The following is a 1394-nucleotide window of genomic DNA, read 5'->3' on the forward strand; positions in this document are numbered from 1 at the left end:
CCGGTTCCGACGCCGCCCGCCGCCCGCGTCCTCACGCTGGGCGGAGCCGTTCGTCGCGGGGGCGTGGCTGTGCTCCTCGACCCCCTCGATGTTCACGACGACGCCGCGGCCACGGCAGTGCTCGCAGGTGCTGGAGAAGTGCTCCAGCAGCCCGCCGCCGACCCGCTTGCGGGTCATCTGCACCAGGCCGAGCGAGGTGACCTCCGCCACCTGGTGGCGCGTGCGGTCCCTGGCCAGGCACTCGGTGAGCCTGCGCAGCACCAGGTCCCGGTTCGCCTCGAGCACCATGTCGATGAAGTCGATCACGATGATCCCGCCGACGTCTCGGAGCCGGAGCTGGCGGACGATCTCCTCCGCCGCCTCCAGGTTGTTCCGGGTGACGGTCTCCTCGAGGTTGCCGCCGGAGCCGGTGAACTTCCCGGTGTTGACGTCGACGACGGTCATCGCCTCGGTCCGGTCGATCACCAGCGTGCCGCCCGACGGCAGCCAGACCTTGCGGTCCAACGCCTTGAGCAGCTGCTCGTCGATCCGGTGCTCCGCGAAGACGTCCTTCGGGCCGATGTGGCGGTGCATGCGCCCCGCCAGCTCCGGCGCCACGTGCGAGACGTAGTCGGAGACGGTCTCCCACGCCTCGTCGCCCGAGACGACGAGCGAGGCGAAGTCCTCGTTGAACTGGTCCCGCACGACCTTGACCAGCAGGTCCGGCTCCTCGTAGAGCAGGGTCGGCGCCTTGGGCTTGTTGGGCCCGGTGCGCTCGGCCTTCTCCTTGACGACCTCCCACTGCGCCTGCAACCTGCGGACGTCCTGCTCCAGCGCCTCGTGGCTCACGCCCTCCGACGCCGTGCGGATGATCACCCCGGCCTCGCTGGGGACGATCTCCTTCAGCATGTCCTTGAGCCGCTTGCGCTCGACGTCCGGCAGCTTGCGGGAGATCCCCGCGGCGCCGCCCGACGGGACGTAGACCAGGAACCGGCCCGCGAGGCTGATCTGGGTCGTCAGCCGCGCGCCCTTGTGCCCGACGGGGTCCTTCGTGACCTGCACGAGGACGCTGTCGCCGCTGCTCAGGGCCTGCTCGATGCGCCGCGCCTTGCCGTTGAGGCCCGCGGCGTCCCAGTCCACCTCGCCCGCGTAGAGCACGGCGTTGCGGCCGCGCCCGATGTCGACGAACGCCGCCTCCATGCTGGGCAGCACGTTCTGCACGCGGCCGAGGTAGATGTTGCCGACCATCGACGAGTTCTGCTGCGCGCCGCCGGCGATGAAGTGCTCGACCAGCACGCCGTCCTCGGTCACACCGATCTCGGTGCGCTGCCCCGTCTGGCGCACGACCATCGCCCGTTCGACGGACTCGCGGCGGGCGAGGAACTCGGACTCGGACAGAATCGGCGGGCGGCGCC

The 1394-nt window shown here is 70.7% G+C and carries 1 protein-coding gene; it reads right to left on the reverse strand.

Annotated features, from left to right (window positions below):
* Positions 1–1394: Rne/Rng family ribonuclease (locus H5J29_RS32725; protein ID WP_181784762.1), on the reverse strand; the 1394-nt coding region annotated here is incomplete at both ends.

The organism is Pseudonocardia pini, from assembly GCF_013870575.1.
Taxonomy (GTDB): domain Bacteria; phylum Actinomycetota; class Actinomycetes; order Mycobacteriales; family Pseudonocardiaceae; genus Pseudonocardia; species Pseudonocardia pini.